This is a genomic window from Streptomyces cathayae (genome assembly GCF_029760955.1).
In the GTDB taxonomy this organism is placed as follows: Bacteria; Actinomycetota; Actinomycetes; order Streptomycetales; family Streptomycetaceae; genus Streptomyces; species Streptomyces cathayae.
Genome location: NZ_CP121682.1, coordinates 2,995,539 through 3,014,005 on the forward strand (window position 1 = coordinate 2,995,539; position 18,467 = coordinate 3,014,005).

Sequence of the window (18,467 nt, forward strand, 5' to 3'; positions counted from 1 at the left end):
GCCGGGGCATGGAAGAACTCGTCATCCGGGACGCCGACGTCGTGGACGGCTCCGGCGACCTCTCCTACCGCGCGGACGTGGTCGTCGACGGCGGCCGGATCGTCTCGATCGTGAAGGAGGCGGCGGCAGCGGGCTGTCAGCGCCCGAAGGCCCGCCGCGAACTGGACGCCGAGGGCCTGGTCCTGGCCCCCGGCTTCATCGACATGCACGCGCACAGCGATCTGGCGCTGCTGCGCGACCCCGACCACAGCGCCAAGGCGGCGCAGGGCGTCACCCTCGAGGTACTGGGCCAGGACGGCCTGTCGTACGCGCCGGTCGACGACCGCACGCTCGGCGAGGTGCGTTCGGCCATCGCCGGCTGGAACGGCGGCGGGGACGACATCGACTTCGACTGGCGTTCGGTGGGCGAGTACCTGGACCGGCTCGACGCGGGCATCGCGGTCAACGCCGCGTACCTGATCCCGCAGGGCACGGTCCGCGCGCTCGCCGTCGGCTGGGAGGACCGGGAGGCGACGCCCCGGGAGCTGGACCGGATGCGGCAGTTGGTCGCGGAGGGCCTGGAGCAGGGCGCGGTCGGCATGTCCTCGGGGCTGACGTACACGCCCGGCATGTACGCCGAGGAGGCCGAACTCACCGAGCTGTGCCGGGTGGTGGCGCGGTACGGCGGCTACTACTGCCCGCACCACCGCTCCTACGGCGCGGGCGCCCTCGAGGCGTACGCGGAGATGGTGGCGCTCACCCGGGAGGCGGGCTGCGCGCTGCACCTGGCGCACGCGACGATGAACTTCGGCGTGAACAAGGGCAGGGCGCCCGAGCTGCTGGCCCTGCTGGACGAGGCGCTGGCCGCCGGCGCCGACATCAGCCTCGACACGTACCCGTACACGCCGGGCTGCACCACCCTCGTCGCGATGCTGCCGGGCTGGGCGAGCGAGGGCGGCCCCAAGGAGACGCTCAGGCGGCTCGCGGACGACGGGACGGCCGAGCGGATCCGGCACCACCTGGAGGTGACCGGCTCGGACGGCTGCCACGGGGTGCCCATCGAGTGGGACACCATCGAGATCTCCGGGGTGGGGGATCCCGCGCTCGGCGAGTACGTGGGCCGCACGGTGCGGGAGTCGGCCGCGCTGCGCGGTCAGAGCCCGTGGGCCCTCGCGCGTGAGCTGCTGCTCAAGGACAGGCTGGCCCCGTCGATCCTGCAGCACGTCGGCCACGAGGAGAACGTGCGGGCGATCATGCGGCACCGGGTGCACACCGGCGGCTCGGACGGCATCCTCCAGGGCGCCAAGCCGCACCCGCGCGCGTACGGCACGTTCCCGCAGTATCTCGGGCGGTACGTGCGGGAGTTGGGCGTGCTGTCGCTGGAGGAGTGCGTCGCGCACCTGACCTCCCGGCCGGCCGCCCGGCTGCGGCTCGCGGACCGCGGACTGGTCCGCGAGGGGTACCGGGCCGACCTGGTGCTGTTCGACCCGCGGACGGTGGCCGCGGGCTCCACCTTCGAGCAGCCCCGGGCGCTCCCCGTGGGCATCCCGTACGTGCTGGTCGACGGGCGGTTCGTGATGGAGGACGGGCGGCGCACCGACGTCCTGGCGGGGCGGTCGGTCCGCAGGTCCCCCCGCTGACCGCCCGCCCGCGCCGGGTGTGTCACGGCTTGGGCAGGGTGCAGCCGCTCGCGTACAGGTCGAGCTTGCTGTCCAGGCCGAAGCAGGCGGTGAACGGGTGGGTCTGCTGGGCGTAGTTGATGCCCCGGCGGACCGTGACGGCACCGTTCTCGTCGACCTCGCACGGGTTGTTCATCGTGCAGCGCCCGCCGTCCGTGTTGCCGGTGTTGTTGACGGCGACCACCTTGCCGGTGGCGTCGTCGACGACCGGCGAGCCGGAGGTGCCGCCGATGGTGTTGCAGGCGGGGGTGTAACGGACCGAGTCCTTGAAGGTCCAGCCCGCCTCCTTCAGCCGGTGGGCGAACCCGTCGACGGCGCAGGCGTAGATCCGCTTCCAGTATCCGGAGGGCACGCTGACGGCCGTACCGGCTGCCGGGCGGGTGTCGGCGAGCGTGAGCGCCTCGATGCCGTACGCGCTCTTGATCTGCGCGTAGGTGGTGCCGAGGCGGTAGACCGCCGCGTCGGTGTCGGTCATCGTCGCGTAGACCAGCCGGTCGGCGCGCAGGGTGGTGACCTTGGCGCCGGAGGCGTTCAGCAGTCCGAAGCTGCGGCCGGACGCCCGGTCGACGAGCACCTCGCCGGCCCCGGGGAAGCCGCTCTCCAGGCAGTGGCCGTTGGTGAGGACGAGCGCGGGGTCGTCGGCCGCCGAGTCGGGCATGCGGACGACGGAGCCGGAGCAGTTGCTGAGCGAGACGGTGCCCGCGAGGTTCACCGCTCCGGCCCGCGGTGCGGTGAGTCCGGCCACGGCCTCCGACGCGGCGTCCGTCACGGTGGAGACGACGCCGCCGACCACGCCGCCGACAGGGTCCGGCACCGCGGTCGAACCCGCGCCCGCGCCGGTGCCCGCTGCCGTGTCCGCGCCCGTGGGGGTGGGCGCGGCCGCGACCGCGGGCGTCGCGCCGGCCGCGGCCAGGGCCAGGGCGCAGAGCGCGACGACGAGAGGTTTTCTCATGTGGGGGTCCCCTCTTGCGACGGAGGTGGCCCGGATTCCTCCGGCCACCCGCAGAATTGTCATGTGCATTTTCAGCACGTCCGCGCCGAGGGGGCAAGGCCTTGCTTCCGACCAGTAGGTTCGCGGGGCCACCCAGCCTGCCCCCGCGCCTACTTGGGTCCCTTCGGACCTCCCCGACCCCATCCGGGATGGTCACGGGAATTGTCCGAGCCAGGGTCTCCCGGACCGGCGGAGGGGGAGGCGGTCGGCGTGGGGAGGGTCGGTGTGGAGGTGGTGGAGGCACCGGCCGACGGCCCGGACGGCACGTCGTCCGCCCGCCCCTCCCCGCCGGAGACACCGGCACCGGGGGCACGGGAGCCCTCACCGGCGGAGCCCTCACCGGCGGATTCCCCACCGGGCGACGGGCCGTCGGAGGGGGCCGCACTCGTGGCGGGCGGGTCGGCGGGCACGGAGTCCTCCGCCGCCGGACGGGTGCCGTCCTCCGCGCCCGGAGAACCCCCCGGAGAGCCGCCCGGCGAGGACCCCGGCGAGGACCCCGAGAGGGAGAACCCGGCGATCAGCGCCGCCACCGCCACCGCTCCCAGCGCACCGGAGGCCACCACGACCCGACGCGAACCCCGGGAGCCGGAGCCCGAACCGGAGCCGGGGAGGCGGCGGGCGTGCCGGCCCGCACCCCGGCGGGCTCCCTCGGCACCGGACCCGTCGGCGGCCGCACGCTCCTCGCCGTCCCCCGGTCCCGACCCCGGGGCGGGACCGGGCCCCGGCACCACACCGGGCCGGGGTGGATCGCCGATCACCGGCGGCAGTTCGCGAGTCTCGTCGTACGCGTTCTGCCAGCCGTGGGCGGTCGCCGGATCGGCGTACGCGTCGTACGCCGGGGGCGGGGTGGCCGGAGGAAGGTACACGTTCGGCGGAACCTGGGGTTCCTGAACGTCGCGCCCCCCTTGGGCCTCGTGAGGAAACTGGGACATGGCGGCGGATTGTAGGGAAGCGGGCGATCGCGGGGACAGCGGGCGGACATAACCCCCGAATCGATCCGTCTCACGTGGCGGATGGCGCGGCGCGGGGCATTACCGAGTCGTAAGCTCCCAGCATGCAGGTGATCCAGTCGACCAAGCTCGCCAACGTCTGTTACGAGATCCGGGGCCCGGTGCTCGAGGAGGCGATGCGGTTGGAAGCCGCCGGTCACCGCATCCTCAAGCTGAACACCGGCAACCCGGCCGCGTTCGGCTTCGAGTGCCCGCCCGAGATCCTCGAGGACGTCCTGCGTAACGTCTCGTCGGCGCACGGCTACGGCGACGCGAAGGGGCTGCTGGCCGCGCGCCGCGCGGTCGTCATGCACCACCAGACCCTCGGCATCGAGACCGACGTCGAGCACGTCTTCATCGGCAACGGCGTCTCCGAGCTGATCGTGATGGCGATGCAGGCACTGCTGGACGACGGCGACGAGGTGCTGGTCCCCGCGCCCGACTACCCCCTGTGGACGGCCGCCGTCTCGCTCTCCGGCGGCACGGCGGTGCACTACCGCTGCGACGAGCAGTCCGACTGGATGCCGGACCTCGCCGACATCGAACGCAAGGTCACCGACCGCACCAAGGCGATCGTGATCATCAACCCGAACAACCCGACCGGCGCGGTGTACGACGAGGCGATGGTCAAGGGCCTGACCGACATCGCCCGCCGCCACAACCTGCTGGTCTGCTCGGACGAGATCTACGACAAGATCCTCTACGACGACGCCGTCCACGTCCCCACCGCCTCCGTCGCCCCCGACCTGCTCACCCTCACCTTCAACGGCATGTCGAAGGCGTACCGGGTGGCCGGCTACCGGGTGGGCTGGATGTCGATCTCCGGGCCCCGCGCGCACGCCGACTCCTACATCGAGGGCCTGACGATCCTGGCGAACATGCGCCTGTGCGCGAACATGCCGGGCCAGCACGGGGTGGTCGCCGCGCTCAGCGGGCGCCAGACGATCAACGACCTGGTGCTGCCGGGCGGCCGGCTGCGCGAGCAGCGGGATGTGGCGTACGAACTGCTGACCCAGATCCCGGGCGTGACCTGCGTGAAGCCGAAGGGGGCGCTGTACCTCTTCCCGCGCCTCGACCCGGACGTCTTCAAGATCAGGGACGACCGGCGGATGGTCCTGGACCTGCTGCGCAGCGAGAAGATCATGGTCGTGCACGGCACCGGCTTCAACTGGCCGGAGCCCGACCACTTCCGGGTGGTGACCCTGCCGTCGACCGACGACCTGCGGGACGCGGTGGGCCGGATCGCCCGCTTCCTGGACGGCTACGGCCAGCTCTGACGGGGCGCGCCCTCACCCTGCGTGTCTCATCTGTCCGATCTTGTGAGCAACTCAACTTTAGACGAAATCTAAGCTAGGATGGCTTCCTGTCAGCCCCCAGGAGGCCATCCATGTACGAACCGATCCGCAGTAAGTCGGTCCACCGCACGATGGCCGGCACCCCCCACGACTTCCCCCACCGCTCCCGCGAGGAAGAGCTGGACATCCAGCTCGGAGGTCATCTCGCCGCGCTGCTCGCCGTCACCGACGAACTGCGCGTCGCGGCGCCCTCGGCCGATCTGGACACCGCGGCCGAGCGGCTCGCCGAGCAGGTGACCCGTTTGCGGGGAGGACGCAAGCCGGCCCGCGCGTCGGCGACCACGAGGGGCCGCCAGGCGAACGCCACGGCCCTGCACCGACAGGCGCACGCCCGCGCGGGCCGCGCCCTGGTCGTCGCCGCCTCCCGCGCCGACACGGTGGCCGCGATCCTGGCCGCCGAACGGATGGACGCGCACGCCGCGGCCCTCGATCCGCTCGAACTCGCGCCCCGCTGAGCCCACCGGGCTCCCCCAGACGGCCCCGGTCCGTGTGCACCCGCAGCGACGCACGGACCGGGCGCCACGCACCGCGCACCCCCGACGGGGCACCCCGGGCAACCCGCCCGGGGTGCCCCGTCGGCGTTTCCCCGCGGGATCGGCTCACGTACGCGGGTCGGTCCGCGTCCGCCCTCTCAGCCCGCGTACTCCGACGCGCCCGCCGTGCGGCGGATCTCCGGCAGCGCCGAGTAGAGCGCGACACCCGGGCAGAGCGTGCCGAAGCCGTCGCGGTGGCCGGAGACGGTGTTCAGCGTGGCCTTCTCACCGTTCTTCCAGACCCTGGTGTCAGCCGCGGCGGTGAGGGTCACCTTCGCCTCCGGGTCGACGCCGTGCAGGCCGAGCTTCCAGGCGGAGATGTCGGCGATCGCCTGCTTGGCCGCGGCCGTCGGCGTGCCGCCGTTCTCGTAGTCGCCGAGCAGCGAGACACCGGCCGAGGAGCCGTTGAAGCCGTACGTGTGAGCGCCCCGGACCGGCTTGTCGGTGCCGCCCGCGCGGCCCTCGAAGACCGTTCCACACTTGTCGACGAAGAAGTTGTAGCCGATGTCGTTCCAGCCGTTGCTCTTCACGTGGTACGTGAGGATCCCCCGGATGATGGCCGGTGAATCAGCGCACTCGTAGCTGTTCGTACCGGCCGTGTGGTGCACGAAGACCGCGTCGACCTTGTCCAGGTAGTCCGACGGGTCGGCGACGAGCGACTCGTCCGCACCCCAGTCGGCGCGGCTGACGACCGCCGGTGCGGCGGGAGCGGCCGGCGTCGTCGACTCGGCCGGGTCCGGCTGGGCGCTCGGCTCCGCCGTGGGCTCGGTGGTCGGGTCGGCGGTGGGCTCCTCCGTCGGCTCCTCGCTCGGGGCGGGGGCGCTCGGTTCGGCCGTCGGTTCCTGTGTCGGGTCCTGCGTCGGCTCCTCGGAGGGCTCCGGCGCCGTCGGCTCCTCGCTCGGGCCGCCGGGCTCCGCGGTCGGCTCCTCGCTCGGGACGGGAGCGCTCGGTTCGGCCGTCGGTTCCTGTGTCGGGTCCTGCGTCGGCTCCTCGGAGGGCTCCGGCGCCGTCGGCTCCTCGCTCGGACTGCCGGGCTCCGCGGTCGGCTCCGAGGACGGCCCGGCCGACTGCTCCGGGGCGCTGCTCGGCTCGGTTTCCCCGCCGGACTGCGACGGGTCCGGGGCGGCGGTGCCGGAGTCGCCGGGCTCGGCGGGCGTCTTGCCGTTGCCCTTGCCGTTGCCCTTGCCGTTCTCGTTCCCGTTGCCCTTGCCGTTCTCCTGTCCCTTGCCGGTTTCCCCCTTCCCCTTGCCCTTGCCCTTGCCGCCCTTCGTCTCGCCCGGGTCGATCATGTCCAGCCGCAGCGCGTCCGGCACGGCGGTCTCCTTGCCGCCGGCCACGACACGGGCCTCGACGGCGTCCGACGGCCCCACCCACAGCGGCTCGGACGCGCCCCGGACACCGGTGGCGTCACCCTCCTGCGTCTCGGGCGCCCGGATGTCGAAGTCGAGGTCGCGCCAGTCGGTCCACGCGCCGTCCTCCGCACCGCGGGTACGGATCTGCGCGGTGCCCTCGAACTCGTCGGCGCTGTCCTCCCAGGAGACACCGACGAGTGAGAACAACTGTGTTTCCGTGCGCGGCAGTTCGCGCTTCTTCGGATCCTTGCCGGTCAGCGCCAGCGTATGGGCCTGCGCGGGACGCGCGGCCTCGTCGGCGCCGCCGCCGCCCTCGGAGCCTCCGCCCACAGCCACGGCCGTCACTCCGGTACCTGCGATGACCACGGCCCCGGCCGCCAGCCAGATCGTGCGCTTCGACGTTCTCGTACGCCGCGCGCGGGTTCCTCTTGGACTCATGCCCACCCCTTGTGAACCTTGTACGTGAAGATCAGTTGTCGTTGACGGGGAGCTCGCCGACACCGGTGGCACGGCTGAACACACCCATCGCAGTGGCCCGTTGGACGTGCCCGCTGCGGACCGCGAGCGTGCACGCCGCCCGGCCGCCCTGCTCGCCGAGGGCGAGCGCCACCGCTCGCGCCCTTGCTCGCGTTCTTGCCCGCACCGTTCTGCGCACCGGTGGTCTCGGCTCCGACCGCCGCCGCATCCGCCCCCACACCGCCCCGGCTTCCGCGTGGTGCGGCCCCTCGGACGTGCTCTCCGGCTCTTCGCTCTCCACGGACTTCATGGATTCCGCGGATTCCTTCGATGACACGAAAAGGGCCCGGTTCTCGATGTGACGGATCAATGCGGCATGCAACTGAAGTCGAACCCGGGCGGTTATACACCACGCGGAGCGCACCGTGCGACGGAGAGATCAAAAGGGGCGAATCGACCGCTTTTCGGTGGGGTGAATTCCCTGAATGTCCTTGGGCTTGACGAACCCTCGATCCGTTGGTCGATAATTCGCCCGCGCACCCGCGAGCCGGCCTTTCACCTGCTCGCGGGCTACTGAACCTGGCTGCCTTCCGGGCTTGATACGCCGGCAGCAGGCCGTCTGCGGGGTCTGGTTATTGCACTTCCGGCTTGGTTCTGCCTCGGGTTCGTACACCTGCATCGGCGTCCGCTGACGCGCTGAACGGGCTGCGGTAGGACTCACAGCAGTCCCAGTCCGAGAAAGGATGGAATCGAATGTCGGTCCCCCCTCCGCCGAATTCTCACGAGCCGCCCGGCTCGTGGCCCCCTCCTGGGCCGCAGTGGCATCCGGCACCCATGCCCGCGCCACCGGCGTTGAACGGCCTGGCGATCGCCTCCCTGGTGACGTCGTTGCTCTGCCTCGCGCCCCTGGGGCTGGTCCTCGGCTGCGTCGCGCTGTGGCAGATCCCCAGACGGAGACAGCGGGGCAAGGGCCTCGCGATCGCCGGTGTCTCCGTCTCCGGAGCGATCCTCCTGCTGGCCGCCGTCGTCATCCCGGTCGTCGACTTCAGGGTCTGGACACTTCCCGCTCGCAGCGACAGCGGCGACGTCACAAAGCCGGGCTGGACCACGATCCAGTCGATCCGCGCCGGTGACTGCTTCACCCCGCGTGGCGGGCTGACGGAACCGGGGACGCCGCCGCTGGGCGGAAGTGTGGAACTGACCCCCTGCGACACGCCGCACCGCGCGGAGGCCTACGCCTCCTTCGCCCTCCCCGAGGGTGACTTCCCGGGGCTCGACGGCATCGCGGCGACCGCCTGGCCACAGTGCGCGAGGCTCTTCACGGACTACGCGCTCGATCCGCTGGCCTTCGGACGGCTGCAGACCTACTACTTCCATCCCGACGAGGAGGGATGGGCGGCCGGGCGGCGCACCGTGGTGTGCTGGGTGGCCCGGCCGGACAACACCGAACTCGACGTCTCGGTACGCGGGAACGCCTCCGATCTGGACGCCGCCCAACGGGAGTTCCTCGCGGCGATGAAACCGCTGAACACCGCCGGCGCACTCCGCCCGGCGAAGAGTCCGCAGCAGGACCTCGCCGGCGCCACCGCCTGGGCCGGACACATGGCCCAGGCGCAGGCCGAGACCATCCGGCTGCTCAAGGACGCCGACCTTCCGGGCGCGGAAGCGCCCACCGGCCGGCTCGTGGCGGAACTCGAAGCGGGACTGCCCTTCTGGCAGCAGGCAGCCGAAGCACCCGACGCCGACACCTTCCTCAGCCATCTGCGGTCCGTCGACCAGCACGACGGAGAACAGCCCCACCGCCGGATACGCGGCCTGCTGGATCTCCCCCTGCCCACGTCCGAACCGACCCAGGAACTCGAGCGCACCGCCGCCTCCACAGCCGATCGGGTCCGCCGGGCCGGCAGGGATCGCAGTTGAATCGTCAGTGAGCAGGGACGTTGCGCCCGGCGGGGGCAGCAGCGATCACCGTCACCCTGGTGGCCGCATGCGCCATTGGCTCTGTCCACGTGTTTCGACGGCGTCCGAGGCAGCCGTTCAGGCCGACCAAGCCTCACCGGAGTGCCACTGCCGCACCCACTGCTCGAAGCCCCATGCGTCATCCCCGGGCACCGGGCCGGCTCCCACGTCGGCCACCATCCAGACCTCGCCCCGGCGGGGCCCCGCGGTCACCAGCACCCAGAACAACTGCCCGTCCTCCGAGCCGAGAACGACCGACCCCTTGGTGTACACGGCATCGGTGCGTGGATCGCCCTCAGGATCGACCGTCTCGTCGTCCTCCCACTGCCAGGACGCCTCCAGGGGGAACAGTTCTCCCGGCTGCCGCGGACCGAGGTCCGGCCAACTCTCCGGCAGCCACCCGAGCGGCTGCAGACCGCCGTCTTCTGCGGGACCGAGGCTGCACCCGTTGCTGATCTCCGCAACGAAGGTTCTGTACGGCTCCGGGAGCGTCACCCGGTTCTCGGTCTCCCACACGGCTACGCCCTCATGGCCGAGGGGAGGCTCACGCCACTCGGGCCCGAACGCGGAACGCAGGAAGTCGAGGGTGGCCTCGACAGGACGCTGATCAGGCGCGGCCGTCACGGCAGCGTGCTGTTCGACGGTGAGTCGACATCGGCTGGTGCGGGGAGTTCACCGGCGCAGGTGGCGCGGCCGTAGGTGCCCGACGCGGTGGCGCTCTGGACGTGAGCGCCGCGGATGGCGAGGGCGCAGCGGGCCTGGCCGCCCTTGCCGTCGAGGACGATGCCGATGATGGGCGACCGGCCGAGCGGGACCTGGACGGTCTTCTTCCAGGGCAGTGCGATGTCCTTCTCGACGGTTGCCCTGCCCTCCTCGCTGCGGGCGAGATAGCTGACGTCGACACGGCCCTCACCGGTCACCTGGTACGTCACGGCGGCCGTCGGGGCCTTCGGCCGTTCGGGTTCGGTGTCGCCGGTCGTGCCGAGGGTGCCGTACAGGACGAGCCCCAGACAGACGGCGAGGACCGCTCCGGCGGCGAGGAATCCGGCCCGGTCGCCACCTCGGCGCTTTTCGGCCGATTCGCCGGCCGGGGTCGCCGCATTCTTTCCGGGGTTTTCCGGGCCGGCCGTTTCCGCTGCTTCTGCTGTGTTTTCCGTCTTTGGCATGGAGCCGGCTTTCGTCGGGCACTGTTTTGCACGTGCCTCCCGCAGGGAACCGGGCGGTTATACCGCATGCCGACCCGCCGGGTCCACCCCTCGGACAAAGCGGACATAAATTCAACGTTCGGAACGGCGACCTTCCGGATCATCAGCCAATCGTCCGAAATGGGAAAGTGGTTGACATGGCCTTTCACGCGTGATTAGACATGCCCCGCTTCACCTGATTCCGCGAAGCGGTCCGGTCGGGAATTCCCGTCCGGTGGTTCGGCATGCCCGGATTCCAGACTTCCTGGGAGGCGGGTGCGTCGCGAAGGGAAGGGCATGGGACGTGAAAGTCCGATACGGGAGATGGATCTCCTGTCTTGTGGCTGCTGCGGTGGTGAGTACCACGCTGCCGCAGGTCGCGTATGCGTCGTCCGGCCCGTCGTCGGACGGTGACGGCAAGGGCGTGCTCGAGTCGCTCACCGACTGGCTGGGCGGGGACGACGGCGAGGAGGCGTCGCCGTCGGCCCCGCCGCCCTCGGACGCGGGTGTCGCCGACCGGCAGAAGCTGCCGAAGGGGAAGAACGCGCCGAAGGCGAAGCGGGTCGAGGAGCTGACGGACCGGCGCACCGAGAACGCCCGGTACTGGCAGCTGTCCGACGGCCGGACCGAGATGGAACTGTCGGCGGTACCGACCGCCTACCGCCACGGCAGTGGCAAGAAGGCCGCGTGGAAGGCGATCGACACGTCCGTGCGGGCGTCGCGGGCGAAGGGTTTCGACTTCGCGAACACGACGAACACGCTGCACAGCCGGTTCGGTTCGGACGCCGACAGGCTGCTGCGGGTGGAGGCCGGTGACGGCCGGTCGGTGACGATGGGCCTGCCCGGCGCGGACGCGCTGAAACCGGTGGCCAAGGGCAGCACGGTCACCTACCGGGACGCGGTCGACGGCGCGGACCTCACCTACGAGGTGGGGGCCGGGCGGGTCAAGGAGAACATCGTCCTGGACGAACGGCCGTCCGGGCCGGTGACGTTCACGTTCAAGCTGGACGTGGACGGGCTGAGGCCGAAACAGACCAGGGACGGCGCGGTCCACTTCTACGGCGAGTCCGCCGACCCCGTGCTGGTGATCCCGGCCGGGTTCATGACGGACTCGAAGAAGGACGCCTCGTCGCCGTACGGCACCACGTACAGCACCGCGGTCGGGCAGAAGCTCACCAACGCCGGGGGCGGCTGGATGCTGACCCTCACCCCGGACGAGAAGTGGCTGGCCGCGAAGGAACGCCAGTACCCCGTCACGATCGACCCGACGATCGAGATCGCTCCCACGCCCACGACGGCGCAGGACGTGATGATCTCCTCGGACGGTCCGGCGTCGAACTACGACAACAACTGGCGTCTGTCGGTCGGCAACACGTCGAGTGGTTCCTCGCGTGCGCTGCTGCGGTTCCCGCTGTCCCAGATACCGGCCGGGACGCGCGTGGAAGCGGCCGACCTGCGGCTGTACTACGACCAGACGCACACCACCTCCGGTGGCGAGGTACGCCTTGAGGCGCACCGGGCCACCCAGGAGTGGAGCGAGGAGACGGCCACCTGGGACAACGCCCAGGACATCACAGGCGAGCTGTCCGGCACGTCCGTCGTCGTGGACGACGGGGACGCGGGCCGCACCGCGGCGGTGGGTGCGTGGCCGGCGTCGGGGAACACCGACTACACGCAGTACGCCGTCAACGGCGACTACCTGTACAACAAGGACTCGGTGGCCGGTGATGCGTACACCTGGCAGCCGAGTCTGCCGGAGGACGGCACCTACCAGGTCGAGGTGCACAACGTGCCCGCCGTCGACCGGGCCACCGACGCCCCGTACACGGTGACCTACGAGGGCGGGTCGAAGCAGTACACCGTCGACCAGAAGTCCGGCAGCGGCGGGGTGTGGAAGACCCTGGGGTCGCATCCGTTCACGGCGGGCACAAGCGGCAAGGTCGTGCTGGGCGACGGCCCGGCCTCCGCGTCGACCGCGGTCGTCGCGGACGCGGTGCGCTTCACCAAGGGCAGCGTCGTCACCAAGAAGCCGGGCGAGGTGAGCACCTGGCACTCGTTCCCGGTGGCCAGGACGGTCCAGCAGTGGATCGACGGCACGTACGAGAACCACGGTTTCGTGGTCAAGGCCGGCGACGAGAGCAGTAACGGTCCCCAGGGCGGCCCGCGGTACGAGGGCAGCGAGTTCGGCTACGGCGGTGAGACGGCCACCTACCCGCGTCTGGTACTGACCTTCGGCCGCCAGGGCGTGAACCTGGACAGCCCGTCGGTGATCCACTCCACGGGCGCGGAGCTGCACTGGTCCGACTACCGGGACCCGGACGCCGGTTCCACGGCCGACGACCTGGTCGAGTACCAGGTCCACCGCTCCGTCTTCCAGTCGTTCACGCCGTCGGCGGCGACCCTGGTGGCTCCGGTGGACGCGTCGGCGAACGGTTTCACCGACACCACGGCGGTGCCCACCGCGGTGGGCAGCGCCGACCCGTTCGGCCGGGCCTACTACTACATGGTCGCGGTGAAGACGAAGGACGGCCAGGTCATCGCCTCGCCGACCCAGCTGGTGCGGCTGCCGAAGGCGGGCCGCACCACCAAGGTGATCACCGCCGGCCAGGACACCACCCTGACCTCCGCCCAGCCGACCACACCCCACGACACGTTCGAGGAGTACGGGCCTCAGCCCTGGCTGACGGTCGGCAACAACTCCACCCCCTACGGCAACACCCGCACCCTGCTGGACTTCGGCGACCTGGACCTCCCCGCCTCCTCACGGGTCCTGCAGGCCACCGTCCGCCTCTGGGGCACTCAATCGACCCGGAGCGCCGCCGGAGCGGTCTACGAACTACGCCCGTTGACACGGGACTTCGACGAGTCGGCGACCTGGAACAGGGCCACCGCCGCCACCGCCTGGACCACCCCCGGCGGTGACGTCGGCGAGGCGGTCTCCGACATCGGCGCCATCAGCAACGACCCGTCCCGCCACGACTGGGACGTCACCTCCCTCGCGCAGGGCTGGGTGAGAGACCCGGACACCCGGCACGGCGTCGCGATCAAGACGGTCGACGAGGCCGCCGCGCAGGAGCGCTCGGTCTTCCTGTCCTCGGAGGCACCCGAGCAGCGGCTGCGGCCCGAGCTGGTCGTCACCTACATCGACGCGACACCCGAGTCGACGTACCACGCACCGGGCACGCCGGCCCGGATGACGCCGAACACCACCTACACCGTCGACGTCACCCTCACCAACACCACCGACCAGGAATGGACGGCGGCCGGAAACGAGCTGACCTACCGGTGGGAACTGCCGGACGGCACCGACGTCACCACCGGCGGCAACCAGATCCGCACCGCGCTGCCGCAGGATCTCGCTCCCGGCGCCTCCGTCACCATTCCCGCACAGGTCAAGACGCCGATCAACTCCGCCTCCGGCAACAAGCGCACCGAGTACACGCTGACCTGGGAGGTCCAGAACACCGTCGGCTGGTCACGCAGGATGCCGAGGTCACGGATTGCTTCGCCGCCGTCGGCGAGCATCACGGCTATGTCCACGGCGATCCGCCCGGGGCGTGTCCGGTACCCCGTGGCCGCAGCCTGCGCAGCACGTCGTTGAAGGCGGCGGCCAGGCCGGTGGCATCGGCCAGAGCGGCCAACAGGCGGGAGCCGGCGTGGCTGACCACTCCATGGCCGTCGGCCGAGACGACGAGCCGGGGACGCGAGGCGGTGGTGTGCACGCAGAAAGTGCCTTCCTGCTGGAACGACAGAAGCCTTAGACAAGCCCTGTCGTCCCAGGTCAGAAGGCACTTTCGTGTTCTCGCCCAAGATCCGGACACCGCTCAGGCGAAACGGCGGGGCTAGCGGCAGCTCAAGCGGCCGGGCGGCCAGGCCTCTGACACGCGAGTCATGGGCGAGCAGCATCACCTGCAGCCGCATCGCTGCGGCCCCGTAGCGCACCAGCCGTCCCGTGGTGGCCGGCCACCACCATCCCGTCGCCAGCCGCTTGCCCCGACGGGCTGGGAACGGCTTCAGCGACGGACAGTTTTCGAAGACGACGCATGGCACGTGAAAAGGTTGTACCGGTTTCGCGGGACTTCATGTGGGATTCCGCACGTCCGTGACCCGTGATGCTTCCAAGGCCGGATCCGCTTGATCTGATGGGGGACGGCGGGAGCTCTCCCCGAATCGAGTGGAGGGGGAGCGGTCCTGTGAGTGATGTGAGCGATCGACTTCCGCGTGCAGAGGACATGCGGACATGCGCAGGGACCTTCGTCAGTCGCGTCACCACCCGCAAGCGGCTCCCGCTGGACTACTCCGTGGCCAGCCTCCGCCTCGTCGACTTCCTGGTCGACGGGCTGCGCAGGGACGGCGTGGACGAGGCGCGGGTGAGCGGTGCGCTGTTAGGGCTCGGGGCCTACGTCGGTGAGGTGCTGGTCCGCCGTGCGGACGCGCAGTGGGTCGACTTCGACGCCGCCCAGCAGGCCTATTTCGGGCAGCCGGTCGGCGTACGGATGCCGGACGGGCGGGTGTGGAACCCCCTCGGCAAGGTCCGCAACTGCTTCACGGCGGGCAGCTCACAGGAGTCGCTGCGCACCTTCTACCTGACCCTGCACGGACGGGGCCGGCGTACCGCCGCCTGACGCCGTCCCGTCACCGCCGGGACGTCAGTGCCGTCCTCGGCCCTGACCCCGTAGCGCCCGCACCCGGCCGCCCACCACTCGGGTGCGGGCAGGGAACTCCGCGTCAGCGCACGTCCGCCGGAAGCTCGATCTTCCCCCGGTACGGGCCCTGGTTCGCCTCGCTGACCTTCTGCTCGAACGTGATGTCCTGGCCGTTGTACGGGATCAGGAAGCCGAAGTCGAGACGGTGGCTCTCGATCCGGTACGACGTCGCGTCCAGGACCAGCACCTCCTCCAGGCCGGAGAGCGTCACCTGCCCGTCCTCGACCGGGACGCCCGCCACGCGGAGCTGCTCGGCCGTCGGGTCGAACTCGCGCTCGGCCTTCTTCGCCCACGCCCGGTCCTGGACGGCACTCAGCTTCTGCTCGCCGCTCACCACACGGAGTTCGACCGTGTCGCCGCCCTCCGTCTCGGTCACCTTCACCTCGCCGTCGGCAGTCCGCGCGTACGTCCGGAACGCGTCGACGACCGCGATCGGGTCCTCTACCTTGTTCCGCATCTCGGGGGCGACGGGAGACACGGCCTTCCAGCCGGCCGCACCCTCCTTCAGATACCCCGCGTCGCCGACGACGTAGAGCTCCTCGGTCTTCTTCGTGCCCTTGCTGTTGGTGCTGACGCCCTGCGAGTGCAGTGCCACCCGCCCGACAGCACGCCGGAGGCTGCCCTCGTAGGTCGCCGCGCTCTTCTGCCCCTGGAGCGTCAGCCCCTCCTCGCCCGTCACGGAGAAGCTCCAGGCGGGCTCCTCGGCCATCGCCTTCTCGGCGAGGTCGAGGAAGTCCTCCACGGACTCGGGCGCCCGGGGCTGCTCGGACGCCTCACGGGCAGGCGGCGAGGTCGCCTCCCGGGTCTTCGCGTCGTCCGTCTCCGCGCCGCACGCAACCAGCGTGAGGGCGACCGGGAGGGCGAGCGCGGCGGTGCGTCCGGGACGAGTTCGCATGGACCTTTTCCTTACGTCACGACAGAGGCGCGGACTGTACAACAGCGCCCACCCCTCGATCACCCCGGCAGACAATCCCGACATCCGGTGACGTCATGCCCGGCGACCACGCCACCGAGCGACTGACCTCGGCGCTACGTGCCCTCGTCGGCGTCGAGGACCCCGAAGCGCTCGCCACCGCCCTCATGGAGAACCAGGGAGCACCCGGGCCCTCCACCTGGTCCGTGCGAGGGGACGGTGTCCGCATCAACGACGGCGAGTACTCCTACCGCAATCCCGCCGACCATTTCGCCCTGCCGCCCGCCCGGCTCGACCGGGTGTCCGCTGCGCTCGCCCCCTGACGGCTGCGCCGCCAGTTCACACCACACGGTCTTGCTGCGGGGCCCCCGCGTCACGCCCCGCCGCAGCGCCAGCGCGTCGAGCAGGGCGAGCCCCCGGCCGGACTCGTCGTCGACGGTGACCGCCTCGCGGAGGACAGGCAGGGCGCACGGGTCGGGGTCGGTGACCTCCAGTCGCGTACGGCCGCCGTCACAGGACACCCGCACGGTGACGGGGAGGCCCTCGCCGAGGTGCCGGATCACGTTGGTGACGAGCTCCGCTCGCGCAGAGCTGGACGTCGACGCCGTAGTCGCGCAGGGCGCGGCGCACTCCGGACACGGCCGCCGGGGTGGCGAGCAGTTCCAGTGTCAGGGGTGGTCGCCTCACGCGTCCCCCTTGCGGAGGACGGCGGTCAGGGCGCGGGCGGTGAGCAGGTTGCAGTTGCCGAGCGCGATCAGCGGTCGGGTGGGGTAGCGGGCCGCGAAGGTCGGGATGTCGACGCCGAGGGACGGGAGCGTGATGCCGTGCGCGGCGAGCGCGTCCCGCAGCTCCTCGACGCAGGCGTCGGCCGAGGCGGGGTGGGGGTCGTGCATGGGGAGTTCACACCTTCCTGTGCCATGAGTGACGAACCGCTCACACTCTGCCGCCGGGCTCCGTAGCGTGACAGGGGTTCGGGCTCCCGGCCCTGAACTGCACGTATGCCCGGCAGGAGTCGGCACGGGCCGGGGAACGCCGGGCAGCGGGCGGTAACGGCACACCAAGGACGGTGAACGATGGGGCAGCGCAAGGACATCGACGGATCGACGGGCGTCCCGACTTTCTACGGAAGCGAGTTGCGGTGGAAGCGGGAGGAAGCCGGGCTGACGCTCCAGCAGCTGGTCGAGGGCAGCTTCTACGGCCCCAGCCACCTCAGCGAGATCGAGCGCGGCACGCGCCGCATGCCGGCGGAACTCGCCGACCACGTCGACAAGGTCCTCGGCACGGACGGCTTCTTCCGCCGCCGCTGCGAGGACGTGCGCAGGGCGAAACGGCGGGGACACGCGAGCTACTTCGAGCGGGTGCTGGAGGCGGAGAAGCACGCCAAGTCCATCGAGGAGTGATGCCCGACTCTGATGCCGGGGTTGTTGCAGACGGACGCTTACGCGCGGGCGCTGGTTCGGGCGGCCATGCCACTTGCACCGGACGAGGAGGTCGAGGAGAAGGTCAGCGCCCGGGTGGCACGGGCACGCCTCTTCGAGGACAACCACAAGACACCGATGTACTGGGCGATCCTGTCGGAAGTGCTCTTGCGTCAACCGCTCCTGCCCTCGGAGCAGACAGTCAAGCAACTCGAGCACATCGCCGCGCTGGCGCGCCGACGCCGGATCGTTCCCCAGGTCCTTCCGTGGAACTGCGGGCCGCATCCCCTCATGATGGGCATGGCCAAGGTCATGACCTTCCCTGACGCCCCGCCGTTGGTGTACTTGGAGTCGCAGCACAGTGGGGACACCATCGACGATCCGGCCCTCGTAGAGGAGTACCGAAGGTCGTACGATCTGCTCAGGGCCGCCGCATTGCCACCCGAGGCGTCCCTCGCCCTGATCGAGCAAGCGGCTGAGGATGTGCGAAATGGCAAGCAGCATGAATGACTTGAGCACGGCCGTCTGGCGCAAGAGCAGCTACAGCAACGGAACGGGCGGCGACTGCGTCGAGGTGGCCGAGGCCTTCCCCGGCGCCGCCCGCTGGCGCAAGAGCACCTACAGCAACGGTGATGGCGGCGACTGCCTCGAAGTGTGCGACGCCCACACCGGCGTCGTCCCCGTCCGTGACTCCAAGGTCCCCCACGGCCCGGTCCTCACCATCACGGCAGGTGCCTGGACGTCGTTCGTCACGTCCCTCATGTAGGTGCCGCGCGTGTCTTGCCTCCGTCACGCGAGGGAAGACACCCGGGGCCGGCGCGGTGCGCTGTGACGCTCTTGGCATCGAGCACGCAGAAACAATCATGAGCGTCATGGAGTTGTTCCCCCGGGCCGGCGAGCGGGGCCCGGGGACCGGGCATGCCGGGATGGTCGGCCGAGCGCGAGGACGTGAC

17 protein-coding genes and 2 pseudogenes are annotated in these 18,467 nt (G+C 70.9%); 9 read left to right on the forward strand and 10 right to left on the reverse strand.

What is annotated here, in order from left to right; all coding sequences use genetic code 11:
• The first annotated feature begins 8 nt into the window (after positions 1-8).
• Positions 9-1,619: an N-acyl-D-amino-acid deacylase family protein gene (locus PYS65_RS13435; RefSeq protein WP_279334199.1), complete on the forward strand. Its 1,611-nt coding sequence runs from the start codon at positions 9-11 to the stop codon at positions 1,617-1,619.
• A 22-nt stretch (positions 1,620-1,641) separates the two neighbouring features.
• Here the strand turns inward: PYS65_RS13435 and PYS65_RS13440 are convergent, their stop codons facing one another.
• Both PYS65_RS13440 and PYS65_RS13445 read right to left on the reverse strand, forming a co-directional pair.
• Positions 1,642-2,610 carry a S1 family peptidase gene (locus PYS65_RS13440; RefSeq protein WP_279334200.1) on the reverse strand — a complete coding sequence of 323 codons (969 nt, stop codon included), beginning with the start codon at positions 2,608-2,610 and terminating at the stop codon, positions 1,642-1,644.
• A 149-nt stretch (positions 2,611-2,759) separates the two neighbouring features.
• A complete protein-coding gene (locus PYS65_RS13445; RefSeq protein WP_279334201.1) occupies positions 2,760-3,581 on the reverse strand; it encodes a hypothetical protein in 822 nt (273 codons plus the stop codon).
• Between the two features lie 122 nt (positions 3,582-3,703).
• On the opposite strand from PYS65_RS13445, the gene PYS65_RS13450 reads away from it, so the two are divergent.
• A complete protein-coding gene (locus PYS65_RS13450; protein ID WP_279334202.1) occupies positions 3,704-4,915 on the forward strand; it encodes a pyridoxal phosphate-dependent aminotransferase in 1,212 nt (403 codons plus the stop codon).
• Between the two features lie 110 nt (positions 4,916-5,025).
• On the forward strand, positions 5,026-5,448 hold the full coding sequence (locus PYS65_RS13455; protein WP_279334203.1) for an SCO4983 family protein: 423 nt from the start codon (positions 5,026-5,028) through the stop codon (positions 5,446-5,448).
• Positions 5,449-5,624: 176 nt separating this feature from the next.
• Here the strand turns inward: PYS65_RS13455 and PYS65_RS13460 are convergent, their stop codons facing one another.
• Together PYS65_RS13460 and PYS65_RS13465 are read right to left on the reverse strand one after the other, a co-directional pair.
• The gene (locus PYS65_RS13460; protein ID WP_279334204.1) at positions 5,625-7,316 is read right to left on the reverse strand and encodes a peptidoglycan recognition protein family protein; all 1,692 of its coding nucleotides are present in this window, start codon (positions 7,314-7,316) and stop codon (positions 5,625-5,627) included.
• Between the two features lie 31 nt (positions 7,317-7,347).
• Positions 7,348-7,644, reverse strand: coding sequence for a hypothetical protein (locus PYS65_RS13465; protein WP_279334205.1), 297 nt, complete (start codon positions 7,642-7,644; stop codon positions 7,348-7,350).
• Positions 7,645-8,168: 524 nt separating this feature from the next.
• Between PYS65_RS13465 and PYS65_RS13470 the strand changes: the two genes are divergently transcribed.
• Positions 8,169-9,254 (forward strand): DUF4190 domain-containing protein, encoded by a 1,086-nt coding sequence (locus PYS65_RS13470; protein ID WP_279334206.1) that lies wholly within the window; start codon positions 8,169-8,171, stop codon positions 9,252-9,254.
• A 117-nt stretch (positions 9,255-9,371) separates the two neighbouring features.
• Here PYS65_RS13470 and PYS65_RS13475 read toward each other — a convergent pair whose 3' ends face one another.
• Both PYS65_RS13475 and PYS65_RS13480 read right to left on the reverse strand, forming a co-directional pair.
• Positions 9,372-9,917, reverse strand: a complete 546-nt coding sequence (locus PYS65_RS13475; protein ID WP_279334207.1) for an SMI1/KNR4 family protein — start codon at positions 9,915-9,917, stop codon at positions 9,372-9,374.
• On the reverse strand, positions 9,914-10,459 hold the full coding sequence (locus PYS65_RS13480; RefSeq protein WP_279334208.1) for a hypothetical protein: 546 nt from the start codon (positions 10,457-10,459) through the stop codon (positions 9,914-9,916). Before PYS65_RS13480 ends, PYS65_RS13475 begins: the two co-directional genes overlap by 4 nt.
• A 373-nt stretch (positions 10,460-10,832) precedes the next feature.
• Between PYS65_RS13480 and PYS65_RS35190 the strand changes: the two genes are divergently transcribed.
• Together PYS65_RS35190 and PYS65_RS13495 are read left to right on the forward strand one after the other, a co-directional pair.
• Positions 10,833-14,078: a DNRLRE domain-containing protein gene (locus tag PYS65_RS35190; protein ID WP_423836086.1), complete on the forward strand. Its 3,246-nt coding sequence runs from the start codon at positions 10,833-10,835 to the stop codon at positions 14,076-14,078.
• Between the two features lie 631 nt (positions 14,079-14,709).
• The gene (locus PYS65_RS13495; RefSeq protein ID WP_279334209.1) at positions 14,710-15,102 is read left to right on the forward strand and encodes a hypothetical protein; all 393 of its coding nucleotides are present in this window, start codon (positions 14,710-14,712) and stop codon (positions 15,100-15,102) included.
• A gap of 103 nt (positions 15,103-15,205) precedes the next feature.
• On the opposite strand, the gene PYS65_RS13500 is transcribed toward PYS65_RS13495, so the two are convergent.
• Complete coding sequence (locus tag PYS65_RS13500; RefSeq protein WP_279334210.1) at positions 15,206-16,078, reverse strand: hypothetical protein; 873 nt, start codon at positions 16,076-16,078, stop codon at positions 15,206-15,208.
• 95 nt (positions 16,079-16,173) lie between these two features.
• On the opposite strand from PYS65_RS13500, the gene PYS65_RS13505 reads away from it, so the two are divergent.
• A complete protein-coding gene (locus PYS65_RS13505; RefSeq protein WP_279338170.1) occupies positions 16,174-16,419 on the forward strand; it encodes a hypothetical protein in 246 nt (81 codons plus the stop codon).
• A gap of 81 nt (positions 16,420-16,500) precedes the next feature.
• Here the strand turns inward: PYS65_RS13505 and PYS65_RS35195 are convergent.
• The 3 genes and pseudogenes from PYS65_RS35195 to PYS65_RS13515 all read right to left on the reverse strand — a co-directional run.
• A pseudogene (locus tag PYS65_RS35195) lies at positions 16,501-16,659 on the reverse strand (ATP-binding protein); the annotation flags it as partial.
• Positions 16,607-16,783: a hypothetical protein gene (locus PYS65_RS35200; protein ID WP_387038683.1), complete on the reverse strand. Its 177-nt coding sequence runs from the start codon at positions 16,781-16,783 to the stop codon at positions 16,607-16,609. The pseudogene PYS65_RS35195 and the gene PYS65_RS35200, both read right to left, overlap by 53 nt.
• Complete coding sequence (locus PYS65_RS13515; RefSeq protein ID WP_279334211.1) at positions 16,780-16,989, reverse strand: hypothetical protein; 210 nt, start codon at positions 16,987-16,989, stop codon at positions 16,780-16,782. The genes PYS65_RS35200 and PYS65_RS13515 overlap by 4 nt, the downstream gene beginning before the upstream one ends.
• A gap of 180 nt (positions 16,990-17,169) precedes the next feature.
• Here PYS65_RS13515 and PYS65_RS13520 point away from each other — a divergent pair.
• Both PYS65_RS13520 and PYS65_RS13525 read left to right on the forward strand, forming a co-directional pair.
• Positions 17,170-18,024: pseudogene (locus tag PYS65_RS13520) on the forward strand (helix-turn-helix domain-containing protein).
• A complete protein-coding gene (locus PYS65_RS13525) occupies positions 18,005-18,280 on the forward strand; it encodes a DUF397 domain-containing protein (RefSeq protein ID WP_279334212.1) in 276 nt (91 codons plus the stop codon). Before PYS65_RS13520 ends, PYS65_RS13525 begins: the two are co-directional and overlap by 20 nt.
• Positions 18,281-18,467: the final 187 nt, after the last annotated feature.